At 62.1% G+C, this 16,279-nt stretch carries 16 protein-coding genes and 2 tRNA genes; 15 read left to right on the top strand and 3 right to left on the bottom strand.

Annotation, left to right across the window (positions count from 1 at the left end):
* The first annotated feature begins 1 nt into the window (after position 1).
* From PNAP_RS09595 to PNAP_RS09570, 6 genes are all read left to right on the top strand, one after another.
* The gene (locus PNAP_RS09595) at positions 2 to 781 is read left to right on the top strand and encodes an oxepin-CoA hydrolase, alternative type (RefSeq protein ID WP_011801305.1); all 780 of its coding nucleotides are present in this window, start codon (positions 2 to 4) and stop codon (positions 779 to 781) included.
* A gap of 354 nt (positions 782 to 1,135) precedes the next feature.
* Positions 1,136 to 1,861, top strand: coding sequence for a Crp/Fnr family transcriptional regulator (locus PNAP_RS09590; RefSeq protein WP_011801304.1), 726 nt, complete (start codon positions 1,136 to 1,138; stop codon positions 1,859 to 1,861).
* Between the two features lie 30 nt (positions 1,862 to 1,891).
* The gene (locus PNAP_RS09585; RefSeq protein ID WP_011801303.1) at positions 1,892 to 2,983 is read left to right on the top strand and encodes a phosphotransferase; all 1,092 of its coding nucleotides are present in this window, start codon (positions 1,892 to 1,894) and stop codon (positions 2,981 to 2,983) included.
* 67 nt (positions 2,984 to 3,050) lie between these two features.
* Positions 3,051 to 4,310 (top strand): acyl-CoA dehydrogenase family protein, encoded by a 1,260-nt coding sequence (locus PNAP_RS09580; RefSeq protein ID WP_011801302.1) that lies wholly within the window; start codon positions 3,051 to 3,053, stop codon positions 4,308 to 4,310.
* Between the two features lie 105 nt (positions 4,311 to 4,415).
* The gene (locus PNAP_RS09575) at positions 4,416 to 4,949 is read left to right on the top strand and encodes a helix-turn-helix domain-containing protein (protein ID WP_011801301.1); all 534 of its coding nucleotides are present in this window, start codon (positions 4,416 to 4,418) and stop codon (positions 4,947 to 4,949) included.
* Positions 4,864 to 5,487 carry an IS630 family transposase gene (locus PNAP_RS09570; protein WP_157040254.1) on the top strand — a complete coding sequence of 208 codons (624 nt, stop codon included), beginning with the start codon at positions 4,864 to 4,866 and terminating at the stop codon, positions 5,485 to 5,487. Before PNAP_RS09575 ends, PNAP_RS09570 begins: the two co-directional genes overlap by 86 nt.
* A gap of 243 nt (positions 5,488 to 5,730) precedes the next feature.
* Here the strand turns inward: PNAP_RS09570 and PNAP_RS09565 are convergent.
* Together PNAP_RS09565 and PNAP_RS09560 are read right to left on the bottom strand one after the other, a co-directional pair.
* A tRNA-Arg gene (locus tag PNAP_RS09565) sits at positions 5,731 to 5,807 on the bottom strand.
* Between the two features lie 41 nt (positions 5,808 to 5,848).
* A tRNA-Pro gene (locus PNAP_RS09560) sits at positions 5,849 to 5,925 on the bottom strand.
* 143 nt (positions 5,926 to 6,068) lie between these two features.
* Here PNAP_RS09560 and PNAP_RS09555 point away from each other — a divergent pair.
* From PNAP_RS09555 to PNAP_RS09530, 6 genes are all read left to right on the top strand, one after another.
* A complete protein-coding gene (locus tag PNAP_RS09555; protein ID WP_011801299.1) occupies positions 6,069 to 6,563 on the top strand; it encodes a flavodoxin domain-containing protein in 495 nt (164 codons plus the stop codon).
* 160 nt (positions 6,564 to 6,723) lie between these two features.
* Positions 6,724 to 7,911: an ABC transporter substrate-binding protein gene (locus PNAP_RS09550; protein ID WP_011801298.1), complete on the top strand. Its 1,188-nt coding sequence runs from the start codon at positions 6,724 to 6,726 to the stop codon at positions 7,909 to 7,911.
* A gap of 44 nt (positions 7,912 to 7,955) precedes the next feature.
* On the top strand, positions 7,956 to 8,819 hold the full coding sequence (locus PNAP_RS09545; protein WP_011801297.1) for a branched-chain amino acid ABC transporter permease: 864 nt from the start codon (positions 7,956 to 7,958) through the stop codon (positions 8,817 to 8,819).
* Positions 8,816 to 9,832, top strand: a complete 1,017-nt coding sequence (locus tag PNAP_RS09540; protein WP_011801296.1) for a branched-chain amino acid ABC transporter permease — start codon at positions 8,816 to 8,818, stop codon at positions 9,830 to 9,832. The genes PNAP_RS09545 and PNAP_RS09540 overlap by 4 nt, the downstream gene beginning before the upstream one ends.
* Positions 9,825 to 10,589, top strand: coding sequence for an ABC transporter ATP-binding protein (locus PNAP_RS09535; RefSeq protein WP_011801295.1), 765 nt, complete (start codon positions 9,825 to 9,827; stop codon positions 10,587 to 10,589). Before PNAP_RS09540 ends, PNAP_RS09535 begins: the two co-directional genes overlap by 8 nt.
* Positions 10,586 to 11,320: an ABC transporter ATP-binding protein gene (locus tag PNAP_RS09530; protein ID WP_011801294.1), complete on the top strand. Its 735-nt coding sequence runs from the start codon at positions 10,586 to 10,588 to the stop codon at positions 11,318 to 11,320. The genes PNAP_RS09535 and PNAP_RS09530 overlap by 4 nt, the downstream gene beginning before the upstream one ends.
* A gap of 11 nt (positions 11,321 to 11,331) precedes the next feature.
* Here the strand turns inward: PNAP_RS09530 and PNAP_RS09525 are convergent, their stop codons facing one another.
* Positions 11,332 to 12,153: an IclR family transcriptional regulator domain-containing protein gene (locus PNAP_RS09525; RefSeq protein WP_011801293.1), complete on the bottom strand. Its 822-nt coding sequence runs from the start codon at positions 12,151 to 12,153 to the stop codon at positions 11,332 to 11,334.
* 160 nt (positions 12,154 to 12,313) lie between these two features.
* Here PNAP_RS09525 and pobA point away from each other — a divergent pair, with 160 nt between their 5' ends.
* From pobA to PNAP_RS09510, 3 genes are all read left to right on the top strand, one after another.
* Positions 12,314 to 13,498 carry a 4-hydroxybenzoate 3-monooxygenase gene (gene pobA / locus PNAP_RS09520; RefSeq protein ID WP_011801292.1) on the top strand — a complete coding sequence of 395 codons (1,185 nt, stop codon included), beginning with the start codon at positions 12,314 to 12,316 and terminating at the stop codon, positions 13,496 to 13,498.
* Positions 13,499 to 13,648: 150 nt separating this feature from the next.
* The gene (locus PNAP_RS09515) at positions 13,649 to 14,548 is read left to right on the top strand and encodes a CoA transferase (protein WP_011801291.1); all 900 of its coding nucleotides are present in this window, start codon (positions 13,649 to 13,651) and stop codon (positions 14,546 to 14,548) included.
* A gap of 90 nt (positions 14,549 to 14,638) precedes the next feature.
* Entirely contained in the window at positions 14,639 to 16,174 is a 1,536-nt protein-coding gene (locus PNAP_RS09510) for a Fic family protein (protein ID WP_011801290.1), read from the top strand.
* Positions 16,175 to 16,279 lie beyond the last annotated feature (105 nt).

Genomic DNA, 16,279 nt, shown 5'->3' with positions numbered 1-16,279 from the left:
CATGCCGGCCTCCCTCAAAAGCACCAGCGAAAGCGGCACCCTCATCCTGACACTGAGCAACCCCGAGCACAAAAATGCGCTCGGCCCCGACATGTATGCCGCAGGCATCGAGGCCCTGAACGCCGCCGAAAACAACCCGGAAATCCGCAGCGTGGTGATTACCGGCGAAGGCAGCGTGTTTTGCGCCGGCGGCAACCTGCAGCGGCTGCAGGCCAACCGGCGCGAATCGCCTGAAGTGCAGGCACAAAGCATTGAAGCGCTGCACAACTGGATCGAGGCCATCCACACCTATCCCAAGCCGGTGATTGCCGCCGTCGAAGGCGCGGCCGCCGGCGCCGGTTTTTCGCTGGCGCTGGCCTGCGACTTCATCGTCGCCGCCGACAACGCCGTGTTCGTGATGTCCTACAGTAGCGTGGCGCTGTCGCCCGACGGCGGCGGCAGCTGGAGCCTGGCGCGCGCCCTGCCCCGCGCCCTGGCCTGCGAACTGCTCATGGGCGCGGAGCGCATCAGCGCCGAGAGGCTGCATGGCCTGGGCCTGGTGAACCGCCTCACCGCTGCGGGCGGCGCGCTCGCTGAGGCGCTGGTGCTGGCGGCCCGGCTCAATGCACGCGCGCCCAACGTGCTGGCCAGCATCAAGGACCTCATCAACGACGCAGCGGCCAACACCATGAGCCAGCAGCTGGACAGCGAACGCAACCACTTTGTCCGCAACCTGCATCACGCCAACGGCGGCGAAGGCATTGACGCGTTTTTGCAAAAACGCAAGCCGCACTACCGCTGAACCGGCGGTAACATCCGGCAATCGAAGCGGATGCATGCCCGTGTTGCTTCTTGTTCCCTGGCACAAAGTGACTTGAACCAGCAAACAGCCTTCATCAGTAACTCCTGATTTCATAGCTACTCACGCTTATGCAGCAAGCGCAAAGGCCATCTTTAGCATTAAAAAATGCTTATCGGCCGCCATCGGCTTCAAGCTACAAATTCGCCTGACCCGCAGGGGTTTCAGGCTCGATTCAGCCGCCGTCATCCTGGCGCTGCAGCACTGCCTACGCGACACCCATGCGACAGCTGACGGACTCGCCACCAGTCCCTAAAGCGACAATGCCAAGCTTGTTAGTCACCCAAAAGACAGACCATGGACGATCCTATTCTTACGATAGACGAAAGAGTGGCCATCAACAGCGGCCGCTGGTTCTCCTCCCTTTCACCTTCCCTGAGGCACGACATCCTCCGATGCGCTTACGTCAAACGCTACAAAGACGGCGACCTCATTGCGGCGCGCGGCGACCCGCCCGAAGAGTGGATTGCCTGCGCCACCGGCGCGGTGCGCGTCAGTTCGACCTCGATTTCCGGCAAGCTGGTGACGCTGACCTATGTGGAGCCCGGCATCTGGTTTGGCGATGTGGCGATTTTCGACGGCGACCGCCGCACCCACGATGCCTATGCCCACGGCAGCACCACCACGCTGTGCGTGGCGCGTGGCGACCTGCGAAAAATCCTGAGCCTGCATGTCGAGCTGTACGAAGCGCTGCTGCGCCTGCATGCACGCCGCATCCGCCAGCTGTTCGGCCTGGTCGAAGACCTCAACACGCTGCCGCTGCGGGCGCGGCTGGCCAAGCAGCTGCTGCACCTGGTGCGCAGCTACGGCGTTCCCAGCCTGTCCAATGGCAGCGATATCCGCATCAGCCTGCAACTGGCGCAGGAAGAACTGGCGCAGCTCCTGGGCGCCTCGCGCCAGCGGGTCAACCAGGAACTCAAGGCGATGGAGCGCGAGGAAGCCATCCGCATCGAGCCGGGCGGCCTGGTGGTGCGCAACCGCCAAACGCTGATGCGTATCTCTGAAGCGGATGCCGACAAATAACAAAACCAGCCCCAAGGAGACAAGCAGCCCATGAGCAATTTTGACCACTTCATCGGCACCCGGGCCGTCAGCGCCAGCCAGGCGTTTGATACCGAAGCGCTCAGCAGCTACCTGAGCGAGCATCTTGACGGCTTCAGCGGCCCCTTGAACGTCGAGATTTTCAAGGGCGGTCAGTCCAACCCGACCTACAAGCTGCTCACGCCAAATGCCAGTTACGTGATGCGCGCCAAACCCGGTCCGGTCGCCCGGCTGCTGCCATCGGCCCATGCGGTCGAGCGTGAATTCAAGGTGATGCAGGGCCTGCAGGGCACGGACGTGCCGGTGCCCAAAATGTATTGCCTGTGCGAAGACGAGTCCGTCATTGGCCGCGCCTTTTACGTCATGGAGTTTGTCGAGGGCCGCGTGCTCTGGGACCAGTCCCTTCCCGGCATGACGAACACCCAGCGCAGCGAGATTTACGACGAGATGAATCGCGTCATCGCCGCACTGCACAAGGTGAAGTTTGCTGAACGCGGCCTGGCCGGCTACGGCAAGCCCGGCAACTACTTCGAGCGCCAGATTGGCCGCTGGAGCAAGCAATACCTGGCCTCCATCACCCAGCCGATTGTCGAGATGGACAGCCTGATGCAGTGGCTGCCTGCGAATATTCCGGCCAGCGCGCGCGATGAAAGCTTGGTGTCCATCGTGCACGGCGACTTCCGGCTCGACAACCTGCTGTTTCATCCCACCGAGCCCCGCGTGCTCGCCGTGCTGGACTGGGAACTGTCAACGCTCGGCCATCCGCTGGCCGATTTCAGCTACCACTGCATGGCCTGGCACATTCCGCCCGGCGCGTTTCGCGGCATTGGCGGGCTTGACGTTGCGAGTTTTGGCATTCCTACAGAGGTAGATTACATTCGCCGCTATTGCGAACGCACCGGCCTGACCACGCCCGAAGCGTTGAAGGCCGACTGGAACTTCTACCTGGCCTACAACCTGTTCCGCATGGCCGCCATTTTGCAGGGCATCGCCAAGCGCATCGAAGCCGGCACCGCGTCCAGCGCGCAGGCCGTCAGCTCGGCCGCCGGCGCGCCGCTGCTGGCAAAAATGGCCTGGGACTTTGCGCTGAAAGCGCAGGCCTGAAGCCACGTCCGCCAACCGTTTTCCGGCCAAGTTTTTCCTCAACAACAACCCCCTTCAGGAGATATTCATGGACTTCGACTACACCCCAAAAGTAAAAGAGCTGCAGGCGCGCCTGCTGAAGTTCATGGATGAGCATGTTTATCCGAATGAAACGCGGTTTTTTCGCGAAATCGCCGAGAACCGGGCCAAAGGCAACGCCTGGATTCCCACTGCCCTGATCGAGGAACTCAAACCCAAGGCGCGCGCCGCCGGTTTGTGGAACCTGTTTTTGCCGCACTCGCCACGCGCGCCCGAGGGGCTGTCCAACCTGGAATACGCGCCGCTGTGCGAAATCATGGGCCGTGTTCCGTTTGCCGCCGAAGTGTTCAACTGCTCGGCGCCCGACACCGGCAACATGGAAACCATCGCCCGCTACGGCTCGGAAGCCAACCAGGACCAATGGCTGGACCCGCTGCTCAAGGGCGAGATTCGCTCGGCCTTCCTGATGACCGAGCCCGAAGTCGCCTCCTCCGACGCCACCAACGTCCAGTGCCGCATCGAGCGCGACGGCGACGACTACGTCATCAACGGCCTCAAATGGTGGTCGTCGGGTGCCGGCGACCCACGCTGCGCGATCTACATCGTGATGGGCAAGACCGACCCCACCGCAGGCCGCCACGAGCAGCAGTCGATGATCCTGGTTCCCGCCAGCACCCCCGGCGTGACCGTGATTCGCCCCCTGAGCGTTTTCGGCTACGACGACGCACCGCACGGCCACATGGAAGTGCGCCTGACCAATGTGCGGGTGCCTGCAGCCAACCTGCTGCTGGGCGAAGGGCGCGGCTTTGAAATTGCCCAGGGCCGCCTTGGCCCCGGACGCATCCACCACTGCATGCGCAGCATCGGCATTGCCGAACGCGCGGTGGAGCTGATGTGCAAGCGGCTCAACGCCCGCGTGGCATTCGGCAAGCCCATCGCGGCCCAGTCGGTCTGGTGGGAACGCATTGCCGAATCGCGCTGCATGATCGAGCAGGCCCGGCTACTGACGCTCAAAGCCGCCTACATGATGGACACCGTGGGCAACAAGGTCGCCAAGGCCGAGATTGCGATGATCAAGGTGGTCGCGCCCAACATGGCCTGCCAGATCATCGACTGGGCCATCCAGGCCCATGGTGGCGGCGGCGTGTCGGATGATTTTCCGCTGGCCTATGCGTATGCCAGCCAGCGCACGCTGCGCCTGGCGGACGGACCGGATGAAGTGCATCGTGCTTCATTGGCCAAGCTGGAGCTGGCCAGGCATCTGGTGATGAACAGTGAAGTCGAGATGCCGGTCACGCGCGGCTGTTAAGCCGGCTGCTGAATTTTGAGGGCGTAATACCAATCCCGATGGATAAAGAACCAATGTCGGCGATCGAAGTCTGAGCGATATTGGCTCTTGATGGAGGTTGCGAAAATGTTATCCCAGCAAATCATTGATCAGCTGCAGCCCTATGATTTCGACCGGCTGGCTCGCAAGGAACCCGATGGGCGCCGGCGACTGCGCCTGATAGCACTGGCGCACCTCAAAGAAGGCAAAAGCTGCAGCGAAGTGGGCGCGGCACTGCGCGTGAGCCGCCACGCGGTCATGCGCTGGGTACAGTGGTTTACCGCTGGCGGCGTGGCCCGTCTGGCCGGCATGCCGCACGACTGGAGCACGCAGCGCCTTGCCAAAGCACAGGAAGAAGCCTTTCGCCAGGCCGTCGAACAACTCCAGTGCGAACGCGGCGGTGGGCGGGTTCGGGGTGAAGATATTCGCCAGTTGTTGGACCGGCAGTTTGGCGTTGCCTACAGCTTGAACGGTGTGTATGACCTCATGAAGCGCTTGGGCATGGTATGGATTTCGGCGCGCGCCGTCAGTCCCAGTGCCGATCCGGTGGCACAAGCCGAATTCAAAAAAAAACTTCGTCCAGGAAGTCGCGGCAACGCTGCCCCCGAGCATTGCGCCTGAGCAGGTGGACATCTGGTTTCAAGATGAAATGCGCATTGGCCAGCGCGGCACGCAAACGCGCCTGTGGGCGCGCAAGGGAACGCGCCCCCGGGTGGTGCGCCAGCAGCAGTCCGAATCGGCATACATCTTTGGCGCAGTCTGTCCACAGCAGGGTAGCGCGGTCGGTCTGGTCATGCCGCACGCCAATACCGAGGCAATGGCCCATCACCTGCAGGCCCTGAGCGAGGCGGTGCCTGCGGGGCGCCACGCGGTGCTGGTGCTCGATCGTGCAGGGTGGCATACCACCGCCAAACTGCCCCAGTTCTCCAACCTCTCATTGCTGCCGCTGCCCGCGGGTTCACCCGAACTCAACCCGGCCGAGCAGGTGTGGCAGCAACTGCGCGACCGGCACCTGGCAAACCGTTGCTACGACAGCTACGAGCAGATCGTCGACGCCTGCTGCGACGCCTGGAATGCCTTCACGCAGATTCCTGGTGCCATCCGCTCTTTGTGCTCCCGCCGCTGGGCCATGGTGCCTTCGGCATCGGTAATGTCATGACGCGGGATTGGTATAAGCTGCTATTTTATAGATAGCAGCTTGCGCCCTTCCCACTTGCGCAACAGGCCAGAAACACTTGTTTTTTCAAGCGCTGGATGATTTGCGGGTTGGCAGGCAACGGAGTTTTTCCTTTTCTCTTAAAGTCGGTGATCTGGCCACATTGGCGTGAGACAACAAAAAACCCGCCATGCCTATGAAGCATGCGGGTTTTGAGGTGATATGAGACGGTGTGAAATGCTGATTTGGTCTGTCCGACAGGGATCGAACCTGTGACCCTCAGCTTAGAAGGCTGATGCTCTATCCAACTGAGCTACGGACAGATATAAAAAAAGCCCACAAAGTGAGCTTTTTTATTGATTTTTGGTCGGAGTACAAGGATTCGAACCTTGGACCCCCTGGTCCCAAACCAGGTGCGCTACCAGACTGCGCCACACTCCGACAAGTTGATTATTATAGACAGGAAAATCGCACTATTTACCGGGTCCGGAATTTTTTTAAGCCAATCTGCGTCGCCCCAGCAAAATACGCAACCCCGACAATCCATACCCCCAATCCTGTTTTTCTTATACCGGACACTGAAAATGAAACTAAAAATCCTGGTCGGCAGCATGACCCATACGGCGAAGCATGTCGCGCAAGCCATTCAGATGGAATGCGCGGACCTGGCGAATCCTGTCGAGGTTGAACCGATGGACGGCCTGGACATCAGTGTCTTTGATGCGGACAAAACCGAAGACGTGCTCTATCTCATTTGCACATCCACCTACGGCGCGGGCGATGTTCCCGACAATGCGCAGGCGCTTTACCAGTCGCTGGACCTGCAGCCCCGGTTCTTGGGCCATGTGCGTTATGGCGTGATCGCGCTGGGCGACAGTGCTTCGCATGCGCAGACCTTCTGTTTTGGAGGAAAGCATTTTGACGAGCGCCTGCAGGATCTTGGCGCGCAGCGCATCGGCGAAATCTGCTGCCTCGATTCGAGCGACGGCACTCTTCCGGAGACAGTGGGCGCCGAATGGTGTCGCCAGTGGCTGCAAGCCGCCCTGCCAAAGAGCAGCGCTCCTTGCGACGCCACCTGAAAACTCCGGGGAATATTGCCTCACGCCAGATCAAATCACGTTTCGCAAAAAACTTTAGGATTAAACAATTTAATCCTAAAGCTCGGGTTTTACACTAGTCGCCCCGGGAGATGAGCGCCTTATTATGGGTTGACACCTGTTCAATCAAAAGGAATTTCCCATGCCCACTCGTCGTCTGGTCCTCACCCGCAGTGCTGCCGTGATGGGCACGGCTTGCTCCGGCTTGCTGCTGCCCGAACTCGTGCGCGCCCAGTCGGGCAAGGTCCGGGTGGGCTTCATGCTTCCCTATACGGGCACCTTCAGCCAGCTTGGCGTGGCGATTGAAAACGGCTTTCGCATGGCCATCAATGAACAGGGCGGCAAGCTGGGCGGACGCGAGATCGAATACTTCAAGGTCGATGACGAGTCGGAGCCCTCCAAGGGCATTGAAAACGCCAGCAAGCTGGTGCAGCGCGACAAGGTCGATGTGCTGGTCGGCACCGTGCATTCGGGCGTGCAGATGGGTATCCAGAAAGTTGCCCGCGACAGCGGCGTGCTGTGCCTGATTCCCAATGCAGGCGTGCATGCCGCAACGCGCGCCCTGTGCGCGCCGAATGTGTTCCGCACGTCCTTCAGCAATTCGCAGCCGACCCGGGCGCTGGGCCAGGCCATGGTCGCCAGGGGCCACAAGAAAGCGGTCTGGATCACCTGGAAATACGCGGCTGGCGACGAAGCCTTCGAAGGCTTCAAGGAAAGCTATACCGCAGCGGGCGGCACCATCGTCAAGGAACTGGGACTGCCCTTCCCCAATGTTGAGTTCCAGGCGCTGCTGACCGAAATCGCCGCACTCAAGCCCGATGCGGTGGCCTGTTTCTTTGCCGGCGGTGGCGCGGCCAAGTTCATCCGCGACTATGCCGCCGCAGGCCTGAAAGGCAAGATTCCCCTGTACGGATCGGGCTTCCTGACCGAAGGCGTGCTCGACGCCGCCGGCCCTGCGGCAGAAGGCATCGTCACCACCATGCACTACAGCGACTCGCTCGACACGCCGCGCAACAAAAAATTCCGTCTTGATTACGTGAAGGCGTTTCGCAGCCAGCCCGACGTGTACGCCGTGCAGGGTTACGACACCGGCCTGTTGCTCATCCAGGGGGCGAATGCCGTCAAGGGCGACCTTGGCGCGAAGCCGGCCCTGTACAAGGCCATGGAAGGCGCCACCATCGACAGCCCGCGCGGAAAGTGGACCATGAGCAAGGCGCATAACCCGGTGCAGGACATCTACCTGCGCGTGGTTGAAAACAAGGAAAACAAGGTGATTGGCATTGCCGCCAAAGCGCTTTCCGACTCGGGCCTTGGCTGCAAGATGGCTTGAGGAGCCGGCATCCGCAAGTTTTGCCCCCTGCGGGAAACACACCCATGGACCTAGCCAACTTTTTCATCCAGCTCCTGAACAGTGTCCAGTACGGCCTGCTGCTGTTCATGCTGGCCGCCGGCCTGACGCTGATCTTCGGCATCATGGGCGTGGTCAATCTGGCGCATGGCAGCTTTTACATGCTCGGCGCCTACCTGGCGTGGTCGCTCAGCGCCCTGTTTGGCAGCCTGAGCCTGGCCATCATTGGCGGCGCTGCGCTGTCGGTGCTCTTCGGCCTGGCGCTGGAATGGCTGCTGTTCCGCCACTTCTACGAGCGCGACCATCTGGACCAGGTGCTGCTGACCTTCGGGCTGATCTATATTTTTGAGGAGTTGCGCTCCATCCTGTGGGGCGACGATGTCCACGGCGTGCCGATTCCCGAGCTGCTGAGCGCCTCGATTCCGCTGACCGACAACCTGTCCTACCCGGTGTACCGCCTGTTCATGTCAGGGGTCTGCCTGGCGCTGGCGGCTGGCCTGTATTTCCTGATCTCCAAAACCCGGCTGGGCATGAAGATACGCGCCGGCGCCTTCAACCGCGACATGGCCGAGGCGCTGGGCGTCAACATCAAGCTGATCCATGCGGTGGTGTTCGCGCTGGGGGTCGGACTGGCGGCGGTGGCGGGCATGGTTGCCGCGCCGGTTGCCAGCGTGTATCCCAACATGGGCTCGCAGGTGCTCATCATGTGTTTCGTCGTGGTGGTGATTGGCGGCATCGGCTCGGTGCGCGGCGCGCTGATCGCCGCCCTGCTGGTCGGCCTGGTCGATACCTTCGGCAAGGTGCTGCTGCCGCAGGTCGCCGGCATGCTGGTCTATATCCTGATGGCGGCGGTGCTGCTGTACAAGCCCGAAGGCCTGTTCAAGCAATGACCCAAGCCAACATGGAAATCCTGCCGCGCGGCGTGCAGGTGGCGCTCTTTCTGGGGCTGGCGGCGCTGCTGGCCTTTCCTTTCGCAGGAACCGAGTTCTACACCGAAATGGTCACGCGCATGATGATCATGGCGATTTTCGCCATGAGCCTGGACCTGCTGCAGGGCGTGACGGGCCTGGTGTCGCTGGGCCATGCCGCCTACTTTGGACTGGCCGGCTACGCACTGGCTTTCCTCACGCCGCAGGGCGAGCCGGTCAGCCTGTGGTGGACCTTGCCGGTCGCCGTGCTGGGCTCGGGGCTGGCGGCGCTCATCATCGGTTTTTTTGTCGTGCGCACGCGCGGCATCTACTTCATCATGGTCACCATGGCTTTTGCGCAGATGGTGTTTTTCCTGTTTTTCGACAACAAGGCGCTGGGTGGATCGGACGGGCTTTACATCAACTTCCGGCCCAGTGCAGCGCTGTTCGGCTGGGTGCCATTTGAGCTGGACGGCAAGCGCACCCTCTACTACTTCACGCTGGCCGCCATGCTGCTGGTCTATGCCTTTTTGCGGCGCCTGCTCTGGAGCCCGTTCGGCCGGGCGCTGGCGGGCATTCGCGTCAACGAGCACCGCATGCGGGCCATGGGTTTTTACACCTTTGGCTACAAGCTCACGGCGTTCACGCTGGCCGGCGGGCTGGCCGGGCTGGCGGGCTACCTGTGGGGCACGCAGACCGGCTACATCAACCCCGAACTCATGGGTTTCCAGATGAGCGCGCACACCATCATGATGGTCGTGCTGGGCGGCATGGGCAACATTGCCGGCGCAATGGTCGGGGCGTTCACCTTCGAGTATTTGCTGCATGTCTTCAAGGACTTGCCGCAGGTCGGCAGCGTCAACCTGGGCAAGCACTGGCAGCTCTGGATGGGCCTTTTCATCGTGCTGCTGGTAACATTCGCGCCGCGCGGCCTGCTGGGCCTTGCCGGGCGCCTCGGAAAACGCGGCATGGACAAGGAGAACCAGGGTGAGTGAAGTTCTCCTGAGCGCCAACAACCTGACCAAACGCTTTGGCGGCCTGGCGGCGGTCAATGATGTGTCGGTCGATCTCTGGCGCGGCCGCATCCATGCGGTGATTGGCCCCAACGGCGCCGGCAAGTCCACCCTGACCAATCTGCTGTCCGGGGACTTGCCGCTCACTTCAGGCTCTGTCCTGCTGGGCGGGCAGGACATCACGGGCTGGAGCCCGGAAAAAATTTCCGCCCAGGGGCTGGGCCGCAGCTACCAGAAGACCAACATTTTTTTGCCCTTCACCGTCTGGGAAAACGTGCGCCTGGCTTCGCAGTCGCGTGAACCGCACGCCCTGAACTGGCTGCGTCGCGCTACCAGTTTCATAGCTATCAATGCCCGTGCAGAAAGCGCAATCGAGCTTTCTGGCTTAAAAAATCGGCGCGACAGCATCGCCGGAACCATCAGCCATGGCGAACAGCGACAGCTTGAAATCGCCATGACGCTGGCCACCCGCCCGCAGGTTCTGCTGCTCGACGAGCCCCTGGCCGGCATGGGCGCGGTCGAGGCCGAACGCATGATAGCCCTGCTGCAAAGCCTGAAAAAAGACCACGGCATCCTGCTGGTCGAGCACGACATGGACGCGGTGTTCACGCTGGCCGACCAGTTGACGGTAATGGTCAACGGCCAGGTCATCGCCAGCGGCACGCCGGCGCAAATCCGGGCCGACGCCGGGGTCCAGGCCGCCTACCTGGGCGAAGACATCGGGGAAGAAAGCGCATGACGACCCACCCTGCAAACCCGCCTGACCTGCTGGTCAACGCCCGCAAGCTCAACACCTACTACGGCGCCAGCCACATCCTGCGCGACCTCAGCTTCAGCGTGGCGCGCGGTGAAACCATTGGCCTGATGGGCCGCAACGGCATGGGCAAAAGCACGCTGCTCAAAAGCATCATGGGCCTGGTCAAGCCCCGCTCCGGTTCGGTCGAGATTGCGGGCCAGCCGATGACGGGGCGTGCGCCCTATGAAATCGCGCGGCTCGGCATCGCCTATGTGCCCGAGGGCCGGGGCATTTTCGGCAACCTGAGCGTGGTGGAAAACCTGAAGATGGCCGCGCGCGCCGGCAGCCGGGGCCAGCGCGACTGGACTTACGAGCGGGTGCTGGACACCTTTCCCCGGCTCAAGGAGCGCCTGGGCCACGGCGGCCAGCAGCTCAGCGGCGGCGAGCAGCAAATGCTGACCATCGGCCGGGCGCTCATGACCAATCCGGATGTCCTGATTCTGGACGAGGCCACCGAAGGCCTGGCGCCGCTGATTGCCCGGGAAATCTGGCGCATCTGCCGCCTGGTGCGTGAAACCGGCATCAGCAGCGTGATTGTTGACAAGAACTGGAAGCACGTCAGCCAGATCACCGACCGCAACGTGATTTTGGTCAAGGGCGAAGCCGTCTTTGAAGGCAGCTCGGCCGAACTGCATGCCCGGCCGGAACTGCTGGCGCAATACCTGGGCGTTTAGGCGTCCACGGATTAAAGCAAGGGGCGCAGTTCCCTTGCGGCATCGAGCAGCAGCGGCAGCAGGTCGCGCTGGATGTCCTGCGCGGTCAGCCGCTGAGGCGATGCGACCACATTGAGCGCCGCCACCGTGTTTCCCTGCATGTCCCGCAGCGGCACGGCCAGCGCATGCACGTCCAGTTCATGCTCCTCTTGCGCCAGGCAATAGTCGTTGGCGCGGACCTGCTCGATGACTGCGCGGAACTGCCTGGGGTCGATGTGGGTGTGCGAGGTCAGGCGCGCCAGAGTCCGGCCCTTGAGCCATTGCGTCAATTGCGTTTTGGTCTTGGCCGCCAGCAGCACGCGCCCGGTCGAGGTGGCATGCGCCGGGAGCCGGGCGCCCAGGTGCAGGCCGTAGGCCATCACCCGAACGGCGCCTTCGGGCGACTTGGTCCATTCGTAGCCGCTGCGCCCGACGATCACCACCTCGTCAAAGTCCAGCACGGCGACTGAAAACGACTGCCGGGTCTGCGCCGCCAGGCGATTCAAGGTGGGCTGGATGGCTCGCGGCAAACGCGCGGACGCCAGGTAGCTTCCTGAAAACCGCAGCACCTTGGCTGACAGCCAGAAGTAACTGCCATCGGTTTCGAGGTAGCCCAGGTGCGTCAGCGTCAGCAAATGGCGGCGCGCCGCAGCCCGGGTCAGCCCCGCCCGCTCAGCCGCCAGCGTGGCATTGAGGCGCTGGCGCTGGGTGTCAAAACTCTCCAGCACCGCCATGCCCTTGGCCATGCCCTCGATCTTGTCGGCCTTGGCAATGGGAAAGACGCGGTCGGCGGAAACGGTTCTGGAAACAGACATTGCGCGATCATCGCACAAGTAAGCCAAACATCGCGCAAAGCCATTTGTGGCCTATGGCGGCAAGAGGCGCACAAGCCTAAGCTCAAGGCTCACCCAGAACATCGGGGCAGGCACTGCACTGCCCGGAGTTACACCCAACCCCCTTACCAGGAGACAAGACATGCGTACCCAGGTTGCCATCATCGGTGCAGGCCCTTCAGGCCTGCTGCTCGGCCAGTTGCTGCACAAGGCCGGCATTGACGCCATCATTCTCGAACGCCAGACCGGCGACTACGTGCTCGGCCGCATCCGCGCCGGGATTCTGGAGCAGGTCTGCATCGACCTGATGGACGAGGCCGGTGTCGGCGAACGCATGCACAAGGAAGGGCTGGTCCACGGCGGCTTCGAGATGCTTTACAACGGCAAGCGCCACCGCATTGACATGAACAAGCTGACCGGCGGCAAGAACGTCATGGTCTATGGCCAGACCGAGCTGACCCGTGACCTGATGGATGCCCGCGCCGCTGCCGGTCTGCCCACCGTCTATGAAGCCACCCACGTCGCCGTGCATGACTTTGACACCGCCAAGCCCCGTGTCACCTACGAAAAAGACGGCCAGAAGTTTGAAATCGAGTGCGACTTCATCGCTGGCTGCGACGGCTTTCATGGCGTGTGCCGCGCCAGTGCGCCGCGCAGCGCGATCACCGAGTTTGAAAAGGTCTATCCCTTCGGCTGGCTCGGCCTGCTGTCGGACACGCCGCCAGTGCATGACGAGCTGATCTACGTCAACAGCCCGCGCGGCTTTGCCTTGTGCTCGCAGCGCAGCAAAACGCGCAGCCGCTACTACCTCCAGGTGCCGCTGACCGACCGGATCGAAGAGTGGACCGACGAGGCGTTCTGGCAGGAGCTGCGCCTGCGCCTGGACGACGAAGGCCGCGAGAAACTCATCACCGGCCCGTCGATTGAGAAAAGCATTGCCCCGCTGCGCAGCTTCATCACCGAGCCGCTGCGCTTTGGCCGCATGTTCCTGGCGGGCGACGCGGGCCACATCGTGCCGCCCACCGGCGCCAAGGGCCTGAACCTGGCGGCCACCGATGTGAAATACCTGTCCAGCGCCATCATCGAGTTCTACCAGGACAAGACCGAAGCGGGCATCGACAACTACTCCGAGCGCTGCCTCAAGCGCATCTGGAAGGGCGAGCGCTTCTCATGGTGGTTCACGCAGCTGATGCATCGCTTCCCCGATGACGGCGCCATCGTCGCCAAGTTCCAGCAGGCCGAACTGGACTACCTGCTCAACTCCGAAGCGGGTTCGCGCAGCATTGCCGAGAACTATGTCGGCCTGCCGCTGAATTTCGGCGAATAGAGCAGCCCTGGCCCGGTGGCGGGCCGGCTTTTCACGGGCGACAAAGTCGCCCGTTTTTCATGGAGCGAGGCGTTTTTGCTGTAAATTGTGAGTCATTTGACCCTCTAGCGCATGTGCATCAGGCACAAGCCGCTATTTATTTAGTAGCAAATGACAACCACCACAGCCCCAGCTATCCAGCCTGTCCAGCCCTTTCAACCCCTTCAAGGCATCCGCATCCTGAGCCTGGCGCTCAACCTGCCCGGCCCGGCCGCGCTGATGCGCCTCAGTCAGATGGGCGCCGCCTGCATCAAGCTGGAGCCGCCCGCCGGCGACCCGATGCAGCAGTACAACCAGGCCGCTTACCGCCAGCTGCATGAAAACATCGAAATGCTGACGGCGGACCTCAAGACCGAGGCGGGCCAGCAGCAGCTGCACCGCGAACTGGCGCAAGCCGACGTGCTGATCACCTCGTTCCGCCCTTCCGCGCTGGTCAAGCTGGGGTTGACGTGGCAGGCGCTGCACCGGCAGCACCCGCAGCTGAGCCAGATCGCCATCTTCGGCGCGCCCGGCGAACGCGCCGAAGAAGCCGGTCACGACCTGACCTACGTGGCTGAAAGCGGTCTGGTCACCGGCCTGGACTTGCCCGCCACGCTCTACGCCGACATGGGCGGCTCGCTGATGACCAGCGAAGCGGTGCTGCAGGCCGTGATGCACCAGCGCAGCCAGGGCGAAGGCGTTTACCTCGAAATCGCCCTGTCCAGCGCGGCGGGCTACCTCGCCCTGCCCCGCGCCTGGGGGCTGACCCAGCCGGGCGCGGCCATCGGCGGCGGCCATGCCGGCTACCGCGTTTATCCGTGCCAGGATGGCCGCGTGGCGCTGGCCGCGCTGGAGCCCCATTTCGCGCTCAGGCTGTGCGCGGCGGCGGGGATTTCCATGCCCGGCATTCAGACGATGCTTGAGCCCGCCACACACGAGGCGGTCGCCGCCTTTTTGCTGACGTACACGCGCGAGCAATTGGATGCGCTGGCGGTGGAGAAGGATATTCCGCTGTGTACGCTGGGGAATTGAGGCGGGCGGCATTTTTTGACAAGCAGCAGCGAAGTTTTTTCTGGCTAAAAATGTCTTTTCAAAGTAAAAACTTCGGAAAAGAAAGAAAAAATGTCCAAACGCCTGCTGGGGTATGAATTTCTGAGGGATCACCTCAAGCTAAGTGCTTTTCCGTGCGCGCGTCCGGCCCGTGTCGGCAGCGTCACCAAAGTCGTGCAGCGTGCCGACGGCCTGGAAGTGCCTGCCAGCGTGGCGCCAAGTTCGCAAGATCCGCTGGAGCACATCCTGTTCGCTCTCAAGCATGAGGGCGTCAATCTGCAGATTCTGGCCCAGTGCCTGCCGCGCATCGACGCTGGCCCGCTCATCGAAGCTTTTTGCAGCAGTCCGGCCAGCAAGTACATCCGCATCACGGCCTGCCTCTGGGAACAATTCAACGGGCGGGAACTTGAAGGCGTGCCCCAAGCCATCGGTCCCTATGTGTCCCTGTTCGACCCGGGTAAATACCTGACCGGCAAGCCACGGCGCAACAGCAAATGGCGCGTCGATTTCAATGGCCTGGGCTCGCTGCGGTTTTGCCCGACCATCGAGCGCACCAGCGCCATCGCGGCCTTGCTGGCGCAGGACACGCTTGGCCGCGCCCAGGCCTTCATCGAAGGCATGAAGCAGGAAACACTGGACCGGACCATGAGCTGGTCCTACCTGAGCGAGACCGAAAGCTCGTTCGCCATCGAGCGGGAAAAGCCCAGCAGCAGCAAGGCCGAGGCCTTCGCCCAATTGCTCATGCAGGCCCGCGAAAGCACGCCGATTACCGAAACATACCTGGTGGACCTGCAAAACCTGGCCGTCACCAACCCGCTGGACCGCGCCCTGGAATTTCGCAACCGCCAGAACTGGCTGCGCGGCCCCGGCAGCGGCGTGCTGGGCATCACCTATGTGCCGCCAGCGCCGGAGCTGGTGCCCGAGTTGATGCAGTCCATCATGGACATGCTCAATGACCCGGACCCGGTGCAGAGTCCGCTGGTCATCGGTGCCTTGACCAGTTTTGCTTTCGTCTTTGTCCATCCCTTCATGGACGGCAATGGCCGCCTGTCGCGCTTTCTGTTTCACAAGGCGGTCTGCCAGTCCGAAGTCCTCAAGCAGGGACTGGTGCTGCCCATTTCCGTCGCCATGAAACGCAACGAAGACCAGTACCTGCAGGCACTGAAGTCATTCTCAGCCCCGGCCCGGCGGCTCTGGGACGTGCTGATGATTGACGATGAGCATTTCGAGTTCAGCTTCAAAGGCGACCCATCGATTTACCGCTACTGGGATGCAACGCCCTGCATCGAGTTTGGCCTGCGCATGGCCGAGCAGTCCCTGGAAGTCGATTTGCGGCAGGAGACCGAGTATCTGCGCAACTATGACGCCATTGCGCGCCAGGTCAACGAGCGCATCGACCTGAACAGCAACACCCTGGCGCTGATGGTGCGCCTGTGCCTGCAAAACGAGGGGCGTTTTTCGAGCGGCAAGCGCAAGGCTTTTCTGAACAAAGGCTACAGCGCGGAAATGCTGGCGGTGGTTGAGTCCGTGGCGACTGGCGTGCTCGTGGGCCGGGCGGATGACGGGGAGACTGACGGCGAGATTGATATTCCGCCTTACCGGGTTTGATGGCGCAATACGGGAACTCGATGCGCTGGCGGTGGAGAAGGATATTGAGCTGTGTACGCTGGGGGAGTGAGTTGGGCGGCGATGGCTGGAGCCGGGGCAAGCCGG

Origin of the sequence: Polaromonas naphthalenivorans CJ2 (assembly GCF_000015505.1) — a bacterium.
GTDB classification, from domain to species: Bacteria; Pseudomonadota; Gammaproteobacteria; order Burkholderiales; family Burkholderiaceae_C; genus Polaromonas; species Polaromonas naphthalenivorans.
Note: the sequence above shows the minus strand (reverse complement) of the source record. Positions and strands in the feature narration are given on the sequence as shown.

Coding starts and splice junctions, on each gene's coding strand:
- PNAP_RS09590 (WP_011801304.1), top strand. CDS start 1,136: ATGGACGATCCTATTCTTACGATAGACGAAAGAGTGGCCATCAACAGC.
- PNAP_RS09585 (WP_011801303.1), top strand. CDS start 1,892: ATGAGCAATTTTGACCACTTCATCGGCACCCGGGCCGTCAGCGCCAGC.
- PNAP_RS09530 (WP_011801294.1), top strand. CDS start 10,586: ATGACGACCCACCCTGCAAACCCGCCTGACCTGCTGGTCAACGCCCGC.
- PNAP_RS09575 (WP_011801301.1), top strand. CDS start 4,416: ATGTTATCCCAGCAAATCATTGATCAGCTGCAGCCCTATGATTTCGAC.
- PNAP_RS09595 (WP_011801305.1), top strand. CDS start 2: ATGCCGGCCTCCCTCAAAAGCACCAGCGAAAGCGGCACCCTCATCCTG.
- PNAP_RS09525 (WP_011801293.1), bottom strand. CDS start 12,153: ATGTCTGTTTCCAGAACCGTTTCCGCCGACCGCGTCTTTCCCATTGCC.
- PNAP_RS09555 (WP_011801299.1), top strand. CDS start 6,069: ATGAAACTAAAAATCCTGGTCGGCAGCATGACCCATACGGCGAAGCAT.
- PNAP_RS09510 (WP_011801290.1), top strand. CDS start 14,639: ATGTCCAAACGCCTGCTGGGGTATGAATTTCTGAGGGATCACCTCAAG.
- PNAP_RS09545 (WP_011801297.1), top strand. CDS start 7,956: ATGGACCTAGCCAACTTTTTCATCCAGCTCCTGAACAGTGTCCAGTAC.
- PNAP_RS09550 (WP_011801298.1), top strand. CDS start 6,724: ATGCCCACTCGTCGTCTGGTCCTCACCCGCAGTGCTGCCGTGATGGGC.
- PNAP_RS09515 (WP_011801291.1), top strand. CDS start 13,649: ATGACAACCACCACAGCCCCAGCTATCCAGCCTGTCCAGCCCTTTCAA.
- PNAP_RS09580 (WP_011801302.1), top strand. CDS start 3,051: ATGGACTTCGACTACACCCCAAAAGTAAAAGAGCTGCAGGCGCGCCTG.
- PNAP_RS09540 (WP_011801296.1), top strand. CDS start 8,816: ATGACCCAAGCCAACATGGAAATCCTGCCGCGCGGCGTGCAGGTGGCG.
- pobA (WP_011801292.1), top strand. CDS start 12,314: ATGCGTACCCAGGTTGCCATCATCGGTGCAGGCCCTTCAGGCCTGCTG.